Raw genomic sequence first — 19,491 nt, 5'->3', positions numbered from 1 at the left:
GCATACTGACCCCGTGGCCGACACACACTCCGCCCCGCCCCGCCCCGAGCCCGTCCTGCGGGACTCCCGTCCGGGGGACCTGGGCTGGATCGTGGAGCGGCACGGCGCGCTGTACGCCGCCGAGTACGGCTGGAACACCGACTTCGAGGGCCTGGTCGCCGGGATCGTCGCGGGCTTCGCCCAGGACCACGACCCGCATCTGGAGCGCGTCTGGATCGCGGAGCTGGACGGGCGCCGCGTCGGGTGCGTGATGTGCGTGCGCGACGACGCCCCGGCCACCGCCCGTCTGCGCCTGCTCCTCGTGGAACCCGGCGCCCGTGGCCACGGGCTCGGGGACCGGCTGGTGGCGGAGGTCGTCGCCTTCGCCCGCGAAGTGGGCTACCGCGAGCTGGTGCTGTGGACCAACGACGTGCTCGCCGCCGCCCGCGTGCTCTATCTGCGCCACGGCTTCACCCTCGTGGCCGAGAAGCCCCACCGCTCCTACGGCGCCGACCTGGTCGGCCAGGACTGGCGGCTCGGCCTGGCGGACACGTGAACGGCGTGCGGTACGCGTTCTCCACCCTCGGGGTGCCCGGCCTCCCCGTCCCCGAGGTCGTCCGCCTCGCCGTCGCGCACGGCTACCACGGCGTCGAGCTCCGCGCCCACCCCGAGGAGCCGGTGCACCCCGGCATCGGCGCCCGTCAACGGGCCGAAGCGGCAGCGGAGTTCGCGGCGCACGGCATCCGCGTGCTCACCGTCGCCGGGTACGCGCGCGTGGCCGACCCCGACGACGCCGAGCGGCTGGACGCGCTGGTGGACCTCGCGTACGACATCGGCGCCTCGTACGTACGCGTCTTCCCCGGCGGCCGGGGCGGCCCGCAGGACGACGGCATTGCCGTGCGGCGGCTGCGGTCGGTGGCCGCGCTCGCCGCCGACCGGGGGGTGCGCGTCCTGCTCGAAACGCATGACTCGCACCGCACGGGCGCGGCTGTCGCCCGCGTCCTGGACCGGGTCGGCCCGCCCGAAGTCGGCGCGCTGTGGGACGTGATGCACACCTGGCTCGGCGGCGAGAGCCCGGCCGAGTCGTACGCGGCGCTCGCCCCGCACCTGGGATACGTCCAGGTCAAGGACATCGCCTCGGCCGAGGACACGACCCCGCTGCCGCTCGGCGCCGGGGTGCTGCCGCTGGCGGACGCGCTGGCGCCGCTGGGCCCGGACGGCTGGCTGTGCTGGGAGTACGAGAAGCGGTGGTACCCGGACGCGGCGGAGCTGCCGGGGCTGCTGACGGCCGGGCGGGAGCGGCTGGCCGCGCTGCTCGCGGAGACGGGGACGCCGTCGCCTCCCCGCCACCCCTGACCCACCCGAACCCCCAGTCCCGGGCGCCCCGTTCCGTACCTTTTTCGGGAACGGGCCGTGACCCGGAACCCCTCGGTGACGGGCTCCGTCCAAGTGCCGTACTGCCGGTGAGTCTCCGCAGAGCGGTGTCGGTCCTCGCTGCTGGCTGCGAACGGCCGACTCCCCTCTCCAACCGCCTGCGGCCGGCAGCACAGCCGCCACCGGTGCGCCCCCCTCCGACTGCGCCGGTGGCGGCCGCTCCCTTTTCCGGGTCCGGCGGTGCGCGCCCCCTTGACCGGCAATAACTTTCCGGTTATCCGTTCGCTTTGGAAGTTTCTTCCAGACCTAGGGATGGAGTGCCCGTGTCGCACCGCACCTCCAGACGCACCCTCCTCGCCACCGCCGCCGCGACGGCCGCCGCGGCCGCCGTCGGGCCCGCGCTCCCCGCGTACGCCGAGGCCCGGCGCGCCCCGAACGACCGCCTGCGCCGGATCGTCTCCCGGATGTCCCTGGCGGAGAAGGTCGGCCAGCTCTTCGTGATGCGGGTGTACGGACACTCCGCGACCGCGCCCGACCAGGCCGACATCGACGCCAACAGGAAAGAGATGGGCGTACGCACCGCCGCCGAGCTCATCGCCAAGTACCACGTCGGCGGCATCATCTACTTCACCTGGGCGCACAACACCCGCGACCCGCACCAGATCGCCGGCCTCTCCAACGGCATCCAGCGGGCGGGCCTGTCGCAGCCCACACCCGTACCGCTGCTCATCGCCACCGACCAGGAGCACGGCATCGTCTGCCGGGTCGGCCACCCCGCCACCCTCTTCCCGGGCGCGATGGCGCTCGGCGCCGGGGGGTCGACGCGCGACGCCCGTACGGTCGGGCGCGTCGCCGGGGCCGAGCTGCGGGCGCTGGGGATCCGGCAGAACTACTCCCCCGTCGCCGATGTGAACGTCAACCCGGCCAACCCGGTCATCGGCGTCCGCTCCTTCGGCGCCGACCCCGCGGCGGTCGCCCGGATGGTGGCGGCGGAGGTGCGCGGCTACCAGGAGGCGGGGATCGCGGCGACCGCCAAGCACTTCCCCGGGCACGGCGACACCACGGTCGACAGCCACACCGGCATCCCGGTGATCACCCACACCCGGCAGCAGTGGGAGGAGCTGGACGCGCCGCCGTTCCGGGCCGCGGTCGCCGCCGGGATCGACTCGATCATGACGGCGCACATCCAGTTCCCGGCGCTCGACGCGACCAACGACCCGGCGACGCTGTCGCACCCGATCCTCACCGGGATCCTGCGCGAAGAGCTCGGCTACCGAGGGGTGATCGTCACCGACTCGCTCGGCATGCAGGGCGTACGGGACAAGTACGGCGACGACCGGGTGCCGGTGCTCGCCCTGAAGGCCGGGGCCGACCAGTTGCTCAACCCGCCGGACCTGGCGGTGGCCTGGAACGGTGTGATGGCGGCGGTCACCCGTGGCGAGATCGGCGTGGCCCGGCTCGACGAATCGATCCTGCGGATCCTCGAACTCAAGGAGCGGCGGGGCCTGTTCAGCCATCCGTACGTGTCGGGGTCCGGCGTGGACCGGGTGGTCGGCACCCGGTCGCACCTGGCCGCCGCCGACGCGGTGGCCGAGCGGACGACGACCCTGCTCGCCAACGCGGGCGGGCTGCTCCCGCTGTCGCGGCGGCGCCACCGGAACGTGCTGGTCGTGGGCGCGGACCCGGCGTCGCCGTCCGGGACGACGGGTCCCCCGACGGCGGTCCTGGCGAAGGCCTTCACGGAGCTGGGCTTCACCGCGACCGCGCTGTCGACCGGAACCCTGCCCTCGCAGGCGCAGATCGACGCGGCGGTGGCGGCGGCGCGGGGCAGGGACGCGGTGGTCGTGGGCACGTACAACGCGGGGCCCGGCGGGGCGCAGGCGCGGCTGGTGGCGGCGCTCGGCGCGACGGGTGTGCCGGTGGTGCACCTCGCGATCCGCAACCCGTACGACATCGCGCACCTCAGCGGATACACGGCCTCGCTCGCCGCCTACTCCTGGACGGACGTCGAACTGCGGGCGGCGGTACGGGTCCTGGCGGGCCGGGCGGAGCCTGCCGGGCGGCTGCCGGTGGCGGTGCCGCGCGGGGACGATCCGGCCCAGGTTCTGTACCCGATCGGCTACGGGCTGTCGTACCAGAGATAACCCCCGGGCCCTCTGGCGTGTTCTCGCGGTGAGCGGTCACGCTGAGGTGGGGGGTCGGACATGTACAAGTACGGTGCCGCAAGGTCGGTTTGGGCCGTTCCGGCGGCAGTCTGGGCGCTGTTCCTGACGGGCTGCGGCGAGACCCCGACCGCGTCGGTGCCCCCGTCCCCCACCCCGTCCTACGGCGCCACGTTCCTCGGGGCCGGGGACTGCGCGGCGCGGGGGCGGGCGTTCAGCGAGGTGCCGTGCACCAGTGAGCGGGCGGTGGCGCGGGTGTCCGTGCGCAGTGAAGGGGCGCGGGCGGGCGGGGCGGCGGGGTGTCCGCTGGACACGGACTTCGTGCTGTACATCGGGGGTGAGGGGGCGTCCGGCTACGCGTGTATGCGCAATCTGGAGGCGCCGCATCCCGGTGACCCGGGTATGGGGGGCGGCCCCTTCACTGTGGTGGGGGACTGCGTGTACCGCGCGGGGGCGGGTCAGGTGAAGGAGACCCCGTGCGACGGGTCGGGCCCCAACGCCCCGGAGTTCAAGGTGGCTTCGTCGGTGCCGCGCCGCCCGGACTGCCCCGCGTCGACGGCGCTGTATGTGGAGCTGCCGGGGGGCGGGGAGGGGGTGGGTTGCGCGCGGCGCGTGTGATTCCCCCACCCCGCCCCTTCCCGAGACCCTCCGGGGGATGCCCGTTCGTCTGCGGACCGTGCTGGGTTGCTCGCGCAGTTCCCCGCGCCCCTAACCCCCAGGGGCGCGGGGAACTGCGCGATCAGCCACAGACGGCCCGCAGACGAACACCGGGCCCCTACGGGCGCAGCGTCGGCTCGCGGTCGAGCGGCTGGTGGTCCAGGACCACGTCGTAACGTGCCAGCGGCTTCGCCGCCGGGGACGACACGCCCGCCCAGCGCAGGATCGCCGACGTCGCCGTCGTCTTCTGGTCGGCCGCCAGGCCCGCCACCTTCGAGCCGTGGTTGCCGCCCGCGACCGTGAACACGTACGAGTCACGCGCCCCCGCCCCGAGCCGGAAGCGCTCCGCGCCCCACGGGTCGTTCTGCCCGTACACGTACAGCATGTGGTCGGCGTGGTGCCGCACCCACGTGTCGACCTGCGGCATCGCCTGCGGGTGGAAGCGCATCGGGATGGAGCGCGGGACGAAGTGGCGCGGCGGCTGGTAGCCGTAGCGGCTCAGGTCGCCGAGCCAGGGCTGCTCGATGGCGGGCGAGCCGAGCTGCGTACCCGCCTGGTAGTAGTACGGCGTGTACGGCTCCAGGCCCTGGTCCGTGTAGAACGAGAAGCCGGAGATCGTGTCGACCGTGTCCCAGATCGCCTGGTCGCTCGCGTGCCGCGCGTCCGCCGGGATGGTGCCGCAGTCCGCCAGCAGGCTGTACTGCCAGAACGCCCACACGTAGTCGAGCACGACCGCCTCGTACGACTTGTCGAGGGAGCCGGTCGTGGTGAAGGTGTAGCCGTTGGCCTTGGCGTACTCCGCGTACTTGGCCTCCAGCGGCTTGCGGCGCACCAGCGCCTCGCGCTGCACCGCCTCCAGCTTGTCGCGGCACTCCTTGGTGCCGACGTTCCGGAAGAAGCGGTCGTACGCCGAGTCCTCGTTGTTCACGACGTCGTTGGGGGCCACGTACGCCACCACGCCGTCCATGTCCTTGGGGTAGAAGCGCTTGTAGTACGTCGCCGTCATCCCGCCCTTCGAGCCGCCGGTCGTCAGCCAGTTCTTGGCGTACACCGGCTTCAGGGCCTGGAAGATGCTGTGCTGGTCGCTGGCCGCCTGCCAGATGTCCAGCTTGTTCCAGTCCGCCGGGGCGGGCCGGGACGGAGTGAAGTAGCGGTACTCGACGGAGACCTGGTTGCCGTCCACGATCTGGGTCGGCTCGGAGCGGCTCGGGTTGGTCGACACGTTGTAGCCGCTGGTGTACATGACCGTCGGGCGGCTCGTGTCCTTGTGCAGCAGGGTGATCCGCTGCTGGAAGGTGCCGGCGGCCGGGTTGTGGTGGTCCACCTGCTGGGTGAAGTTGAGGACGAAGTACCGGTAGCCCGGGTACGGCTTCTCCTCGATGAGGCTCACCCCGGGTATCGCCAGGATGCGGTCCTTGATGTCCGGCTCGGCGGCGGTGGCCGCCCCTGCCGTGGCTCCCGCCACGCTCACCGTGCCTATGAGCACGACGAGTGAAAGAAGCCATCTGAGCGTCTTGCGCATGCACTCTCCCCTGGGGTCACGACGTGACGCGATCGTCGAGAACCTAGCGGGGTGAACACCTGTGCCACCAGACCCAATTGGCCCGCCGCCGGGTTATGGCAGCGTTGTCATCCTGCTCGACCCCGGCTCAGCACAGGATCCAGCCCGTGGAGCCGCCGCTGCCCGCCACCGATCCCGACGCCCGTACACAGCGGTTGATGGCGTGCACCGTGACCGGGCCCGCCTGCTTGGTGAACCGGCCGCTGTCCGAGACCGGGCCGCCGCCGCGCGCCTGGATCGTCACCGACATCTGCCGTCTCGCGCCCGGCGACTTGGCGACCGCGACCGCGCACGCGTAGCCGCGCGTCTTGTAGACCCGCAGCTCGCCGGTGGCGAACTGGACCGTCTTGACCTGCCGCCCGCCGCACGAGGCCGCCGCGTCGGCGCTCCCCGCGCCCGGCCCGAGCACGACCAGGGCGGCCGTCGCCAGGAGCACGGCAAGCCCCGGACCGGCCCGCCCGCCCCGCACACCCCCACCGAACACACTTGCCCCCTTCCGTCACATGAACGTATGTGAGTACGGACGCGCGAGGGCTACCCACGGTTGCACGGGGACCGGGGACGGCCCGCCGTGCGGACCGTCCCCGGTGCTCGTCTGCGTACGTACGCGTACTCGGCCGCTCACACCGCCGCGGGCTCGTCCTCGCCGATGAAGGTGCGCCACAGGCTCGCGTACCGGCCGTCCTGGGCGAGGAGTTCGTCGTGGGTGCCGTCCTCGACGACCCGGCCGTGGTCCATCACCACGACCCGGTCCGCGCGGGCGGCCGTGGTGAGGCGGTGGGCGACGACCAGGGTGGTGCGGCGGCCGGTGAGCCGGTCCGTGGCCTGGTTGACCTGGGCCTCGGTGGCCAGGTCCAGGGCCGCGGTGGCCTCGTCGAGGAGCAGGACGTCCGGGTCGACGAGCTCGGCGCGGGCCAGCGCGATCAGCTGGCGCTGTCCGGCCGAGAGGTTGCGGCCGCGCTCGGCGACCTCGTGGAGGTAGCCGCCGTCCAGGGTGGCGATCATGTCGTGCGCGCCGACCGCGCGGGCCGCCGCCTCCACCTGGGCGTCGGTGGCGTCGGGCCGCCCGTAGGCGATGGCGTCCCGGACGGTCCCGGCGAACAGGTACGCCTCCTGCGGGACGACGCCCAGGCGGTGGCGGTAGGCGGTGATGTCGAGCGAGCGCAGGTCGGTGCCGTCGGCGGTGACCCGGCCGCCGCTTGGGTCGTAGAACCGCGCGACCAGCTTGACCAGCGTCGACTTGCCGGCTCCCGTCTCGCCGACGAAGGCGACGGTCTGCCCGGCCGGAATCCGCAGGCTGACGCCCGACAGGGCCTCCTCCTCGTCGCCGTACGCGAAGTCGACGTCCTCGAAGGCGATCTCGCCACGCAGCGAGAGCACGTCCAGCGGCTCCTCGGCCGCCTTCGTGGAGGTGGGCTCGCGCAGCAGCTCCTGGATGCGCTTCAGCGAGACGGCCGCCTGCTGGTAGCCGTCGAAGACCTGCGAGAGCTGCTGTACGGGGGCGAAGAACAGGTCGATGTAGAGGAGGTAGGCGACGAGCGCGCCGGTCGTCAGGGTGCCCGCGTCGACCCGGTGGGCGCCGACGATCAGCACCGAGGCAGCCGCGACCGACGACAGGAGCTGGACGAACGGGAAGTACACCGAGATCAGCCACTGGCCGCGGATGCGGGCCTCGCGGTAGTCGGCGCTGCGGGCGGTGAACCGCGCGGCGCCGTCGCGCTCGCGGCCGAAGGCCTGAACGATCCGCAGCCCGCTGACCGACTCCTGGAGGTCGGCGTTGACCCCGGCGACCCGCTCGCGGGCCAGCTCGTACGCCTTCACGCTCTGCTTGCGGAAGAAGTACGTGCCGATGATCAGCGGCGGCAGGGTCACGAAGACGACCAGGGCGAGCTGGAGGTCGATGACCAGGAGCGCCAGCATGATGCCGAAGAAGGTGACGACGGAGACGAACGCGGTGACCAGGCCGGTCTGGAGGAAGGTGGCCAGCGCGTCGACGTCGGTGGTCATCCGGGTCATGATCCGGCCGGTGAGCTCGCGCTCGTAGTAGTCCAGGCCGAGCCGCTGGAGCTGGGCGAAGATCTTCAGCCGGAGGCTGTAGAGGACGCGCTCGCCGGTGCGCCCGGTCATCCGGGTCTCGCCGAACTGCGCGGCCCACTGGATCACCACGGTCAGCAGGGCCAGGCCCGCGGCCGCCCACACCGCGCCGAGCGCCAGCTTGGAGACGCCCTGGTCGATGCCGTGCCGGATCAGGACCGGCAGCAGCAGGGACATGCCCGCGTCGACCGCGACGAGCGCGAGGCTGACGGCGAGCGGCTTGCCGAAGCCGCGCAGCAGCCGGCGCAGCCCGTACGACTCCTCGGGCCGCACGGCCCGGGCCTCGTCGATGCCCGGGGTGTCGTCGGCCGGGGGCAGCGCCTCGACCTGGGCGAGGAGTTCGGGGGTGGCCGGCATGCCGCCGGGGGCGGAGGAGACGGGCTTGTCCTCGCGGATCCACAGCGGGGGCGTGATGCCCCGCTCGGCGTCGAACTCGGCGTCCAGCTCGTCCCGTACGGTGCGGTCCTCCACCGCCTCGACGGGCACGACGTGGCCGGGCGAGACCGCGCCCAGCTCGTCGGGGTCGGTCAGCAGGCGGCGGTAGAGCGCCGAGTCGCGCTGGAGCTCCTCGTGGGTGCCGAGGGCGGCCAGGCGGCCCCCGTCGAGGACGGCGATGCGGTCGGCGAGGTTGAGGGTGGAGCGGCGGTGGGCGATGAGCAGCGTGGTGCGCCCGGCCATCACGGACTTGAGGGCCTCGTGGATCTCGTGCTCCACGCGCGCGTCCACGGCCGAGGTGGCGTCGTCCAGGACCAGCAGGCGCGGGTCGGTGAGGATGGCGCGGGCGAGCGCGACGCGCTGGCGCTGGCCGCCGGAGAGGGTCAGACCGTGCTCGCCGACCGTGGTGTCGTAGCCCTCGGGCAGCTCGGCGATGAAACGATCCGCCTGTGCGGCGCGCGCGGCCTTCTCGATCTCCTCCTGGGTGGCGTCCGGCTTCCCGTACGCGATGTTGGCGCGCACGGTGTCGGAGAAGAGGAAGCTGTCCTCCGGCACCAGGCCGATGGCGGCGCGCAGCGAGGCCAGGGTCAGCTCGCGCACGTCGTGGCCGCCGACCAGGACGGCCCCGTGGGTGACGTCGTAGAAGCGCGGCAGCAGCAGCGAGACGGTGGACTTGCCGGAGCCGGAGGCGCCGACCACGGCGACGGTCTCGCCGGGGCGGATCTCCAGGGAGAAGCCGTCCAGGACCGGGCGCCCGTCCTCGTACGCGAAGCGCACGTCGTCGAACTCGACGGTGGCCGGGGCGTCGGCGGACAGCTCTTTGGTGCCGTCGGCGATGGACGGCTCGGTGTCGATCAGCTCCAGGACGCGCTCGACGCCCGCGCGGGCCTGCTGGCCCACGGTGAGCACCATGGCCAGCATCCGCACCGGCCCGACGAGCTGCGCCAGATAGGTGGAGAACGCCACGAAGGTGCCAAGGGTGATCTCGCCCCGGGTGGCGAGCCAGCCGCCGAGCGCCAGCATGGCGACCTGGCCGAGCGCGGGGACGGCCTGGAGGGCCGGGGTGTAGCGGGAGTTCAGTTTGATGGTGCGCAGCCGGCCCGCGAAGAGCTTCTGGCCCACCTCGCGGAGCTTGCCGGTCTCCTGGTCCTCCTGGCCGAAGCCCTTGACCACGCGCACGCCCGAGACGGCGCCGTCGACGACGCCCGCGACGGCCGCCGCCTGGCCCTGGGCGTACCAGGTGGCGGGGAAGAGGCGGGTGCGGCTGAGCTTGGAGATGAACCAGAGCGCGGGCGCCACGGCCAGCGCGACCAGGGTCAGCAGCGGCGAGAGCCAGGCCATGATCGCCAGGGAGATCAGGAAGAGCAGGATGTTGCCGATGGTCATCGGCAACATGAAGAGCAGGCCCTGGATGAGCTGGAGGTCGCTGGTGGCGCGGCCGACGACCTGGCCGGTGGAGAGCTCGTCCTGGCGCCGCCCGTCGAGCCGGGTGATCGTCGCGTACATCTCGGTGCGCAGGTCGTGCTGGACGTCGAGGGCGAGGCGGCCGCCGTAGAACCGGCGTATGTACGTCAGTACGTACACGACGACCGCCGCGGCTATGAGCAGGCCGGTCCAGACCGCGAGGGACCGGGTGTGGGCCCCGATCACATCGTCGATGATCACCTTGGTGACCAGCGGGACCAGAGCCATCACCGCCATGCCGCCGAGCGACGACCCGAGCGCCAGCACGACGTCGCGCCGGTGCCGCCAGGCGTACCCGGTGAGCCGCCGTGCCCACCCCTGCTCTGCCGCCGCCACTGTGCCTCCCGTTTGTCCGCTCTGCCGCAACGCTCCAACGCCGTCACCGGCGGATTTCATCCCGTTGCAACATTCGGAAGCGAAAGACCCGCCTCTGGTCCTAGGACCGGGCGGGTCTTCCGGGAGTGCGTACGGGCGGGGCTAGCGGCCCCGGACCGTCGAGACGAGGTCGCGGCCCGCGGGTGCCTCGGGCACCGGCGGGATGGCCTCGCTCGCCACGGTCGGCCGCTGCCACTTCGGCGGGTTCCAGGGCTTGCCGCCCTCGGCCGGGCGGCCGAGGTCCGCGTGGACGGCGCGGGCGACGGCCTCGATGGTGCTGATGCCCTGGCTCATCGAGCTGTTGTCCTCGGTGAGGACGGCGATGCCGTAGTCGTGGCCGTTGTCCGTGAAGGCGCCGATGCTGTGCACCCGCCAGCCGTGCGTGGCGCGCGGCAGCCAGCCGTTCTTGACGTGCACGGTCGTACCGCCCTGGACGCCGGCGGGCGTGCCCCAGCGCTGGTCGGACTGGACGCGGTTCATCAGTCCCAGCTCGTACGCGCGGGCGTCCTCACTGAGCACCGAGTTCGGGGAGGTCAGCAGCGCGAGCAGCTTGGCCTGGTCGCGGGCGGTGATCCGGGTCAGGCCCCAGTAGCCGCCGGAGCCCGGCGTCGTCTGGGTCATCCCGGCGGCCTTGAGGAACGCGGACACCTTGGAGGTGCCGAGCTGCTTCCACAGGGCGGTCGTCGAGTCGTTGTCCGACGCGGTGATCATCTTGGTGGCCAGGGCGCGCTCGTTCGAGGTGAGCGAGCGGTGCTGCTTGCCCGCGTCCCACAGCAGCGTCGCGAGCACGGTGGCCTTGACCACGCTCGCGGAGTCGAAGGTGTCGGTCGCCCGCAGCTCGCACTTGGTGCCGGTCGAGCGGTCGTACAGGGCCACGGCCGTCAGCGACGAACGGCCGTTGAGCGCCGCGGTGATGTCCTTGGACAGCTTGGCCGCGAGACCCGCCTTGTTGGAGGTGCAGGTCACCGATGCCGCGGCGGAGGCCGGCGCGGCCCCCGCGACCACCGGCGCGAGCACGCCCGCGGCGACGGCCAGGGAGAGCGCGCCCCGGCGCGCGCGGCGGGATATCCGGGATGTGCGGAGTTGTCTGGGCAAAGCGTCCCCGTCCCCTGTTGTGTCAATGAGGCGGGCACGTCGTGGTGACGTGCCCGCCTCAGATGACTCACCGAGGACCGAAAAGTTGTACGGCTTGCACCCCGAAAAAGTTGAACTCCGTCACATCCGTCACAGGTGCGTGGGCGCGAACATCTTCAGGACGGCGGGCAGCACGACCACCGACGGGCCGGGGGCCGCCAGCGCCTTGCCCAGGTCCTCCTGGAGCGACTCCACGCTCGTACGGACCGCCGGGACGCCGAAGGACCGCGCCAGCGCGACGAAGTCGGGGCGGGCCAGCTCGGTCGCGGTGGCCTCGCCGAACGCGTCCGTCATGTACTCGCGCAGGATCCCGTAGCCGCCGTCGTCGACGATCAGCCAGGTCACCGGCAGGTCGTACTGCTTCGCGGTGGCGAGCTCCGCGATCGAGTACATCGCGCCGCCGTCGCCGGAGACCGCGAGCACCGGCCGCGTCGGATCGGCGGCCGCGGCCCCGATCGCCGCCGGGAAGCCGTAGCCGAGGCCGCCCGCGCCCTGGGCCGAGTGCAGCGCGCCCGGCCAGGCCGACCAGGCCCAGTACGCCAGGATCGTCATGTCCCAGAAGCTGGGCGCGTCGGCGGGCAGGGCCGCGCGCACATCGGCCAGGATCCGCTGCTCGACGTCCAGGTCCTGCCCCGCGATGCGCTCGCGCACCTTGGCCAGGACGGCCCGCACGGAGTCGGCCGCCGCCGGGTCGGTGCGCTCGCCCACGGTCTCCAGGAGCGCGGAGAGCGCGATGCGGGCGTCCGCGTGGATGCCGAGCGCCGGGTGGTTGGACTCCAGCTTGCCGGGGTCCGCCTCGATCTGGATCACCCGGCCGCGCGGCCTGAACGTGTGGTAGTTCGAGGAGAGTTCGCCCAGGCCCGAGCCGACCACGAGCAGGACGTCGGCGTCCTCCAGGAAGTCCGTGGTGTGCCGGTCCTCCATCCAGGACTGGAGCGAGAGCGGGTGCTCCCAGGGGAACGCGCCCTTGCCGCCGAAGGTGGTGACCACCGGCGCATCCAGCTTCTCGGCGAGCGCGCGGAGCTTCCCGGAGGCGTCGGAGCGTACGACTCCGCCGCCCGCGATGATCGCCGGGCTGGCCGCGTGCATCAGCAACTCGGCCGCCACGGCAGTCAGTTCGGGGCGCGGCACCAGGTCGTGCGGGGTCGCGTCGACGGCCGTGACGACCGGCAGGTGGGTCTCGGCGAGCAGCACGTCCTGCGGGATCTCCACCCAGACCGGGCCGTGCGGGGCGGTCAGCGCCGACTCCCAGGCCGCCGCGATCGCGGACGGGATCTGCGACTGGGTGCGGACGGTGTGCACGGACTTCACGACGTCCCGGAACGAGCCCTGCTGGTCGCGGAGTTCGTGCAGATAGCCGTGGCGGCCGCCGCCGAGCCCGGCCGTGGGCACCTGGGCGGCGATGGCGAGCACGGGGGCGCTCGCCGCGGCCGCCTCCTGGAGCGCGGCCAGCGACATCAGGGCGCCGGGCCCGGTGGACAGCAGCAGCGGGGCCGCCTCACCGGTGACCCGGCCGTACGCGTCGGCGGCGAAGGCGGCGTTGTTCTCGACGCGCAGCCCGACGTACGCCATCGACGAGCGCCGCAGCGCGTCGAACATCCCGAGGGCGTGCTGCCCCGGCAGCCCGAAGACGGTGGTGGCGCCGAGCCCCCGCAGGGTCTCGATCACCAGGTCACCGCCGATGCGGCCGGGGGGCGGGTTGAGAGCGGCCTGCACCTGCGCCGGGGTGGGCCGCAGAACGAGGTCGTGATCGTGCACCTGATGTCCTTCCTCTCCAAGTGGCCCGCGCCCGCGCCCCTTAGGGGCGCGGGGAACTGCGCGACCAGCCACAGCGGGCCCGCAGCCGAATCACGACACTCCCAGCGGAGCGCTTACGCGCGGCTCGCCGCGATCTGCCGGGACATGATCGTGGTGAGCTCGTACGCCGTGTGGGAGGCGGCCACCGAGGTGATCTCGGCGTGGTCGTACGCCGGGGCGACCTCGACGACGTCGGCCGAGACCAGGTTGCAGGAGGCCAGGCCGCGCAGGATCTCCAGGAGCTCGCGGGAGGTCATGCCGCCCGCCTCCGGGGTGCCGGTGCCGGGGGCGTGCGCCGGGTCGAGGCAGTCGATGTCGATCGAGATGTAGAGCGGGCGGTCGCCGATGCGCTGGCGCAGCTGGTCGGCGATCTCGTCGGCGCCGCGGCGGTAGACGTCGGCCGAGGTCACGATGCCGAAGCCCATCTTCTCGTCGTCGGTCAGGTCCTGCTTGCCGTAGAGCGGGCCGCGGGTGCCGACGTGGGAGAGCGCCTCGGTGTCGAGGATGCCCTCCTCCACGGCGCGGCGGAACGGGGTGCCGTGGGTGTACTCGGCGCCGAAGTAGGTGTCCCAGGTGTCCAGGTGCGCGTCGAAGTGGAGCAGCGCGACCGGGCCGTGCTTCTTGGCGACCGAGCGCAGCAGCGGCAGCGCGATGGTGTGGTCGCCGCCGAGCGTCATCAGGCGGGCGCCGGTGCCGAGCAGGTCGTCGGCGGCGGCCTCGATCGTGTCGACGGCCTCGTTGATGTTGAACGGGTTCACGGCGATGTCGCCGCCGTCCGCGACCTGGGCGAGCGCGAAGGGCGAGGCGTCCTGCGCCGGGTTGTACGGGCGCAGCAGGCGCGAGGCCTCGCGGATCGCGTTGCCGCCGAAGCGGGCGCCCGGGCGGTAGGAGACACCGCTGTCGAAGGGCACGCCGACCACGGCGACGTCGGCGGTGCCGACCTCGTCCAGGCGGGGCAGCCGGGCGAAGGTCGCGGGGCCCGCGTACCGCGGGACGCGGGACGAGTCGATCGGACCGCGCGGCGTTTCGTTGCTGCTCATGTCGGAGTGCCCTTCGTGATCGGCCTGCGTACGGACCCGACGGCCCGTGGTTCCTCCGGGCCGGTGCGGCCCGCGCTGGCCACCCTAGGCGGCCGTACCGTCATACTGAAGTGTACGTTTCCTACACTTACGGCCCCACTGATGTACGGAGTGCCCATGCCTGCCGAGCCCACGGCAGCCCCGCCCACCACTCCCGTCCCGCTGGCCGCCCTGCTGGCCCGGCCGGACCTGGGCCTGCGGCAGATCGCGGGACCGCCGGACGCCGTCGTGCACTGGGTGCACACCTCGGAGATGGCGGACCCGTACCCGTATCTGCTCGGCGGGGAGCTGCTGCTGACGGCGGGCGTGCAGCTCACGGACCCGGAGCGCTATGCGGCGCGGGTCGCCCAGGCGGGCGCGGCGGCGCTCGGCTTCGGGCTCGCGCCGGTGTACGACACGGTTCCTGCGGCGCTGGTGGCCGCCTGCGAGCGGCACGGGCTGCCGCTGGTGGAGGTGCCGCCGCCGACCACGTTCACGGCGATCGCGCGTGCCGTGTGGGGCCTGATGACCGAGGCCCGCCACCACGAGCTGCGCCGGGTCTCCCAGGCCCAGCAGGGCCTCGCCTCGGCGGCCGCCCGCCCCGACCCGGTCCCGGCGGTCCTGCACCAGCTCGCGGTGCGGCTGGGCGGCTGGGCGGGGCTGCTGGGCGCGGACGGCGCGGTGCTCGCCGGTTCGGGTCCCGACCGGCCGGACGAGGTGCGGGACGCGGTGCGGCGCCTTGCGGGGGTGGTGACGGGCCCGACCTCCGGCGGCCCCACGGCGCTGACCGCCACCGACACCGCCGCCGGGGAGCAGCTCGCCGTCTACGCGCTGGCCGGGGCCCGGCGGCTCGTCCTCGCGGTCGCCGTTCCCGGGCGCGACCCCGGCGACCACACCATCGCCGGGGTCGCGGCCGTCCTGCTCTCGCTGCTCACCGCCGAGCGGCAGGGCGCAGACGAGGCCACCCGGTCGGCCGCGCTGGTGCGGCTGCTCCTTGGAGCCGCCCCGGCCGAGGTCGCGCCGCTGCTCGGCGAGGCGCCCTGGACCGTCGTCCACGCGCGCGGCGAGGGCGCCCCGCCCGACCTCGGCAGCCCGCTGGTGGAGGCGGGCGACGGCCACGCGCGCGTGCTCGTCCCCGGCGGGCAGGAGGTCGGCCCGCACCCGGGCTGGACCCTGGGGGCGAGCGCGCCCATGGGGGCCGGGGAACTGGCCGCCGCCGACGCCCAGGCCGCCCGGGCGCTGCGCCGGGCCGAGGCGGCCCGTTCGCCCCTGGTCCGCCACCGCACCGGCGGCTACGCCTCGCTGGTGGACCCGGAGGAGGCCGCCGCGTACGCCCGCCGGCTGCTCGCCCCGCTCGCCGAGCCGCTGCTCACGACCCTGCGCGCCTGGCTCTCGCTGCACGGCAGCTGGGACCGCACGGCCGTGGCGCTCGGCGTGCACCGCAACACCGTCCGCCAGCGCCTGGCCCGCTGCGCCGCGCTGCTCGACGTCGACCTGGACGACATGGACGTCCGTACGGAGCTGTGGCTGGCGCTGCGGAGTGCGGGCGGACGTGCTCAGGCTCACTCTGGACAGTGCGAGTGACCGCCGGGTAACTTCGTATTTCAAGCTCTGAGCAAGCGCTTAGCCATGGCTTGGCCAAAGCCGCCGCCACCGTCGAAGGAGAGGCTCCGTGCGCCGTACGGTATTCAACGAGGACCACGAGGCGTTCCGGGAGACCATCCGGGCCTTCATCGAGGCCGAGGTCGTCCCGGTCTACGACGAGTGGTTCGCCGCCGGCCAGGCGCCGCGCGACTTCTACTACAAGCTCGCCGAGCTGGGTGTCTTCGGCATCCGCGTCGACGAGGAGTTCGGCGGCGCCGGCATCGACTCGTACAAGTTCGAGGCCGTGATGTACGAGGAGACGTCCCGCGCGGGCGTCCACTTCGGCGGCTCCGGCGTGCACGTGCTGCTCGGCCTGCCGTACATCAAGATGCTCGCCACCGACGAGCAGAAGAAGCGCTTCCTGCCGAAGTTCGTCTCCGGCGAGGAGATGTGGGCCCTGGCGATGACCGAGCCGGGCACCGGCTCCGACCTCGCGGGCATGAAGACCACCGCCAAGCTCTCCGAGGACGGCACGCACTACGTCCTCAACGGCTCCAAGACCTTCATCACCGGCGGCGTCCACGCCGACCGCGTGATCGTCTGCGCCCGCACCGCCGCGCCCACCGCCGAGGACCGCCGCCACGGCATCTCGCTGTTCGCCGTGGACACCAAGGCCGAGGGCTACTCCATCGGCCGCAAGCTCGACAAGCTCGGCCTGAAGACCTCCGACACCGCCGAGCTGGCGTTCGTCGACGTGAAGGTGCCGGTCGAGGACCTCCTCGGCGAGGAGAACAAGGGCTTCTACTACCTCGGCCACAACCTCGCCTCCGAGCGCTGGGGCATCGCCTTCGGCGCCTATGCGCAGGCCAAGGCCGCCGTCCGGTTCGCCAAGGAGTACGTGCAGGAGCGCACCGTCTTCGGCAAGCCGGTCGCGCACTTCCAGAACACCAAGTTCGAGCTGGCCGCCTGCCAGGCCGAGGTGGACGCCGCCGAGGCCGTCGCCGACCGCGCCCTGGAGGCCCTGGACGCGGGCGAGCTGACCCCGGCCGAGGCCGCCTCCGCCAAGCTGTTCTGCACCGAGGTCGCCCACCGCGTCATCGACAAGTGCCTCCAGCTGCACGGCGGTTACGGCTTCATGAACGAGTACCCGATCGCCCGTCTGTACGCCGACAACCGCGTCAACCGGATCTACGGCGGCACCAGCGAGATCATGAAGTCGATCATCGCCAAGGACATGGGTCTGTGACCGAGGCTCTGGATGCCCTGCTCGATCTGCTCGACCTGGAGCAGATCGAGCGGGACTACTTCCGGGGCCGCTCACGCTCGGCGCTCGTACCCCGTGTCTTCGGGGGCCAGGTGGCGGCCCAGGCGCTGGTCGCCGCGGGCCGCACCGTCCCCGGGGACCGGCCGCCGCACTCGCTGCACGCGTACTTCCTGCGCGCCGGGGACGCGGGCGCACCGATCGTCTACATGGTCGACCGTATCCGCGACGGCCGCTCCTTCACCACCCGAAGGGTGGTGGCGGTCCAGCACGGCAACCCGATCTTCCACCTCTCCGCGTCCTTCCAGACGTACGAGGAGGGGCTCGATCACCAGACGGACATGCCGCCCGCTCCGGACCCCGAGTCGCTTCCGACGGCGGCCGAGATGCTGCCGCGCCATCTGCCCGCGGACGTCGCCGAGCGGCTGATCGAGGCCCGTGCGGCCGTCGACCTGCGCTACGCCGACGCGCCGCCGTGGGGCACCGTCGGCACCCCGCGCGAGCCGCGCTCGCAGGTCTGGTTCCGTACGAACGGCAAGCTCGCGGACGACCCGCTGCTGCACATCGCGCTCGCCACCTACGTCTCCGACATGACCCTGCTCGACTCGGTGCTGCTGGCGCACGGCCGGGGCGGCTGGGCGGTCGGGGACGTGGTGGGCGCGTCCCTGGACCACGCGATGTGGTTCCACCGGCCGTTCCGGGCCGACGAATGGCTCCTGTACGACCAGGAGTCCCCGTCGGCCTCGGCGGGCCGCGGCCTGGGCCAGGCCCGCATCTACACCCAGGACGGCCGCCTGGCGGTGACCGTGATCCAGGAGGGCGTGGTGCGGGTGCCGCGCTAGCGGCCCCGGGTCACCTACAAGGGGCGCGGGGCCCCCGGCCTGCCTTTACGTATGCGGTGACCGCGACCGCCTGCTTTTAGGGGCGCGGGGAACTGCGCGACCAGCCACCCACGGTCCGCAGACGAGAGCCCACCCCCGCCCCTACGGCGCGACCTCAGACCAACTCGGCCGCACCCAGCAGATACTCGGTCATCGGCTCGTAGAACCGGGGATCGACCACATGGTCGTCCATGGGGACAGCGACCTGAAGCGTCCCCTCCGCCTCCGCCAGGAACAACGCGGGATCGTTGCAGTCCGCATACCCCACCGCATCGATCCCGCGCTGGGCAGCGCACCCCGCCCAGCCGTGATCCGCCACGACCAGATCCGGCAACGCCCGCCCCTCCCGGGCCAGCGCGTCCAGAATCGCGGCCATCGGCGCAGGCGAGTGCGTGTGCCACAGGGACGCGCCCCGCTCGTAGAGCGAGACGTCCGCGAACTGGACGACACACCCCTCGTCCGCGAGAACCCCGTCCGGGATGCGCACCACCTCGCACCCCGCGGAACGCAGCGCCGCCGCAGTCCGACTGTGCACATCGATGAGCGCACCGGGGTGACCGGTCGCGAACAGCACCCGCTCCTTGCCCGCCACAGCCTTCCGCAGCCGCGCCGCCATCCGCTCCAGGGCGTCGACGGTCAGCTCCGGGTCGATGGTGTCCTGGCCCGTGCGGTGCCCGGGGTCGTCGACGACCCCGCAGCGCTCGGCCATCACCGCGAGCACGTCCTGCTCGTCGGTCCAGCGGTCACCCAGCTCCAGGCCCAGCCAGTAGTGGCGGTCGCCGTTGGCGAGCTTGCGGTAGTGGGAGAGGTTGTTGTCGCGGGGGGTGGCGACGTCTCCGGCGATACGGGTGCGGACGAGGTGGTCGACGAGAGCGGCACGGCTGGGTATCGGCATGCGGCCCATTCTGCCCCGGTGCGCGGCGGCGGGCGCCGTCGTCCGCGCAGTGGACGCGCCCACGCGCGCGTGGCGGACTCAGCCCCCGAGCGCCGCGAACGCCCCGTGCGCCAGCCGCCGCAGCAGCGCCTCCGTGGCGTTGCGGTCGCGCAGCCCCGCCCCGTACGCCCCCAGGTGCGGCGTCGAGTTGAGCAGGCCGAACACCGCGTGGACGGCCGTCCGGACCTCGGCCTCGGACCCGAGCGGGTACAGCTCCCGTACGACCCCGACCCACAGCTCCACGTACTGCCGCTGCAACTGCCGCACCAGCTTGCGGTCGCTGTCGCGCAGCCGGTCCAGCTCCCGGTCGTGGAGCGTGATGAGCGCACGGTCGTCGAGGGCGAAGTCGATGTGGCCGTCGATGAGCGAGCCGAGGACCGCCTCGGGGCCCCCGTCGGCCTCGGCGACCCGCTTGCGGCCGCCGTCGTACAGCCGCCCGCTGATCCCCACCAGCAGCTCCGCCAGCATCGCGTCCTTGCCCGCGAAGTGCCGGTAGAGGCCGGGACCGCTGATGCCCACCGCCGCGCCTATCTCGTCGACGCCCACGCCGTGGAAGCCGCGTTCGGCGAAGAGGCGCGCGGCCTCGCGCAGGATCTGCTCGCGGCGGGTCGGGGCATCGGTCCGGGTGCTCATGAGAATTCATTCTAGACAACGCGGTTAGCGCTCGTTAACCTGGAGGAAATGAGTTAACGGTCATTAACATCCGGCCGGAAAGCTTCGCCGGAACTTCGTACGGGCAAG

The 19,491-nt window shown here is 72.9% G+C and carries 14 protein-coding genes and 1 pseudogene; 7 read left to right on the top strand and 8 right to left on the bottom strand.

Going from position 1 to position 19,491, the window contains the following annotated elements; translation table 11 throughout:
* Positions 1-46: 46 nt before the first annotated feature.
* From QIY60_RS18225 to QIY60_RS18210, 4 genes and pseudogenes are all read left to right on the top strand, one after another.
* Positions 47-535 (top strand): annotated as a pseudogene (locus tag QIY60_RS18225) (GNAT family N-acetyltransferase); the annotation flags it as partial.
* 5 nt (positions 536-540) lie between these two features.
* Positions 541-1,335, top strand: coding sequence for a sugar phosphate isomerase/epimerase family protein (locus tag QIY60_RS18220; protein ID WP_283145991.1), 795 nt, complete (start codon positions 541-543; stop codon positions 1,333-1,335).
* A 341-nt stretch (positions 1,336-1,676) separates the two neighbouring features.
* Positions 1,677-3,497, top strand: coding sequence for a glycoside hydrolase family 3 protein (locus QIY60_RS18215; protein ID WP_283143406.1), 1,821 nt, complete (start codon positions 1,677-1,679; stop codon positions 3,495-3,497).
* Between the two features lie 60 nt (positions 3,498-3,557).
* The gene (locus QIY60_RS18210) at positions 3,558-4,133 is read left to right on the top strand and encodes a hypothetical protein (RefSeq protein ID WP_283143405.1); all 576 of its coding nucleotides are present in this window, start codon (positions 3,558-3,560) and stop codon (positions 4,131-4,133) included.
* A 157-nt stretch (positions 4,134-4,290) separates the two neighbouring features.
* Here QIY60_RS18210 and QIY60_RS18205 read toward each other — a convergent pair whose 3' ends face one another.
* From QIY60_RS18205 to speB, 6 genes are all read right to left on the bottom strand, one after another.
* Entirely contained in the window at positions 4,291-5,694 is a 1,404-nt protein-coding gene (locus tag QIY60_RS18205; RefSeq protein ID WP_283143404.1) for a S28 family serine protease, read from the bottom strand.
* Positions 5,695-5,821: 127 nt separating this feature from the next.
* Positions 5,822-6,202 (bottom strand): hypothetical protein, encoded by a 381-nt coding sequence (locus QIY60_RS18200; RefSeq protein ID WP_283145990.1) that lies wholly within the window; start codon positions 6,200-6,202, stop codon positions 5,822-5,824.
* A gap of 152 nt (positions 6,203-6,354) precedes the next feature.
* Positions 6,355-10,062: an ABC transporter ATP-binding protein gene (locus QIY60_RS18195; protein WP_283143403.1), complete on the bottom strand. Its 3,708-nt coding sequence runs from the start codon at positions 10,060-10,062 to the stop codon at positions 6,355-6,357.
* Between the two features lie 141 nt (positions 10,063-10,203).
* Positions 10,204-11,196, bottom strand: coding sequence for a serine hydrolase (locus QIY60_RS18190; RefSeq protein WP_283143402.1), 993 nt, complete (start codon positions 11,194-11,196; stop codon positions 10,204-10,206).
* A 129-nt stretch (positions 11,197-11,325) separates the two neighbouring features.
* Positions 11,326-12,993, bottom strand: coding sequence for a thiamine pyrophosphate-binding protein (locus QIY60_RS18185; protein ID WP_283143401.1), 1,668 nt, complete (start codon positions 12,991-12,993; stop codon positions 11,326-11,328).
* A 113-nt stretch (positions 12,994-13,106) separates the two neighbouring features.
* Positions 13,107-14,072, bottom strand: coding sequence for an agmatinase (gene speB, locus QIY60_RS18180; protein ID WP_283143400.1), 966 nt, complete (start codon positions 14,070-14,072; stop codon positions 13,107-13,109).
* Between the two features lie 156 nt (positions 14,073-14,228).
* Between speB and QIY60_RS18175 the strand changes: the two genes are divergently transcribed.
* The 3 genes from QIY60_RS18175 to QIY60_RS18165 all read left to right on the top strand — a co-directional run bounded on the left by QIY60_RS18175 (position 14,229) and on the right by QIY60_RS18165 (position 17,777).
* Complete coding sequence (locus QIY60_RS18175) at positions 14,229-15,674, top strand: PucR family transcriptional regulator (protein ID WP_283143399.1); 1,446 nt, start codon at positions 14,229-14,231, stop codon at positions 15,672-15,674.
* 88 nt (positions 15,675-15,762) lie between these two features.
* Positions 15,763-16,920 (top strand): acyl-CoA dehydrogenase family protein, encoded by a 1,158-nt coding sequence (locus tag QIY60_RS18170; protein WP_101388391.1) that lies wholly within the window; start codon positions 15,763-15,765, stop codon positions 16,918-16,920.
* Positions 16,917-17,777, top strand: a complete 861-nt coding sequence (locus QIY60_RS18165) for an acyl-CoA thioesterase II (RefSeq protein WP_283143398.1) — start codon at positions 16,917-16,919, stop codon at positions 17,775-17,777. Before QIY60_RS18170 ends, QIY60_RS18165 begins: the two co-directional genes overlap by 4 nt.
* A gap of 154 nt (positions 17,778-17,931) precedes the next feature.
* On the opposite strand, the gene QIY60_RS18160 is transcribed toward QIY60_RS18165, so the two are convergent.
* Together QIY60_RS18160 and QIY60_RS18155 are read right to left on the bottom strand one after the other, a co-directional pair.
* Positions 17,932-18,711, bottom strand: a complete 780-nt coding sequence (locus QIY60_RS18160) for a phosphatase (RefSeq protein ID WP_283143397.1) — start codon at positions 18,709-18,711, stop codon at positions 17,932-17,934.
* Positions 18,712-18,789: 78 nt separating this feature from the next.
* On the bottom strand, positions 18,790-19,383 hold the full coding sequence (locus QIY60_RS18155) for a TetR/AcrR family transcriptional regulator (RefSeq protein ID WP_283143396.1): 594 nt from the start codon (positions 19,381-19,383) through the stop codon (positions 18,790-18,792).
* Positions 19,384-19,491 lie beyond the last annotated feature (108 nt).

The sequence above is a fragment of the Streptomyces sp. BPTC-684 genome (assembly GCF_030028635.1).
Classification (GTDB): domain Bacteria; phylum Actinomycetota; class Actinomycetes; order Streptomycetales; family Streptomycetaceae; genus Streptomyces; species Streptomyces noboritoensis.
The sequence above is the reverse complement of the archived record's forward strand: the minus strand, read 5'-3'. Positions and strand labels throughout refer to the sequence as shown.

Bases quoted from the DNA above. Each gene is read 5' to 3' on its own strand.
- QIY60_RS18155 (WP_283143396.1), bottom strand. From the start codon at position 19,383: ATGAGCACCCGGACCGATGCCCCGACCCGCCGCGAGCAGATCCTGCGC.
- speB (WP_283143400.1), bottom strand. From the start codon at position 14,072: ATGAGCAGCAACGAAACGCCGCGCGGTCCGATCGACTCGTCCCGCGTC.
- QIY60_RS18175 (WP_283143399.1), top strand. From the start codon at position 14,229: ATGCCTGCCGAGCCCACGGCAGCCCCGCCCACCACTCCCGTCCCGCTG.
- QIY60_RS18205 (WP_283143404.1), bottom strand. From the start codon at position 5,694: ATGCGCAAGACGCTCAGATGGCTTCTTTCACTCGTCGTGCTCATAGGC.
- QIY60_RS18160 (WP_283143397.1), bottom strand. From the start codon at position 18,711: ATGCCGATACCCAGCCGTGCCGCTCTCGTCGACCACCTCGTCCGCACC.
- QIY60_RS18210 (WP_283143405.1), top strand. From the start codon at position 3,558: ATGTACAAGTACGGTGCCGCAAGGTCGGTTTGGGCCGTTCCGGCGGCA.